1 protein-coding gene is annotated in these 656 nt (G+C 37.2%); it reads right to left on the bottom strand.

Features of this window, described 5'->3' with window-relative positions; all coding sequences use genetic code 11:
• Positions 1 to 174 precede the first annotated feature (174 nt).
• On the bottom strand, positions 175 to 656 hold a 482-nt coding region (locus tag CLD20_RS19985), incomplete at its 5' end, for a hypothetical protein (protein WP_224408436.1).

Here is a 656-nt window from a genome sequence, read left to right as displayed (position 1 = left end):
GAGCATATTTGCCCTCATTTGAATCTTGGTCAACACTTGTAAAAACACCAATATCTTTTATTGGAATAAGAGTTCCAGAACCTAAATGAGGTCTCTTTCTATCCCTCATAAAAAGCATTAATTCTCCCTCTTGGTCTAGTTTCTCCAACTTCTCAACCAATTGTTTCACCTTCATCAGCGTTCCATCTCCATCCCTTTTTGCCTTTGTGGCTTCTCCATTTTTTCTAAAGAGTCCTGGACTAATTTATCTTGCCTATCATCCAGGAACTTGATTGTACTTCGGTCTACATCATTCATCCTCAAGAACGTTTTTACTCGGTCAAGTTGAGCGTGTAAAACTTTGCCCACCCTCTCTTTAAAAACAGAAAACTCCTTGCTGATCTGCACGAGTTTTCCCTTCAATTTTCCGTTCTCTAATTTCAATTCCCGATTCTCATTTTGGTAAGACCGGTTCTCAATTTTTAGAGTGTCCACCTGTTGTTTTAACTCCTTTTTCTCCTTCAACTGGTCATTATATTTATTAACGAGTCCATTGTACTTTTCTATCAAGTCTCCATAGTTCTTTACAATGTCTGTTTGCTTCACTTTTTGCAGTGCTTTTTTCTCTGCTAAGGAGTCTAAATTCTCTTCAATATCTTTGTAGTAATAGCGAATTT

It is taken from the genome of Afifella sp. IM 167 (genome assembly GCF_020144925.1).
Classification (GTDB): Bacteria; Pseudomonadota; Alphaproteobacteria; order Rhizobiales; family Afifellaceae; genus Afifella.
This window is presented reverse-complemented; position numbering and strand designations above follow the sequence as displayed.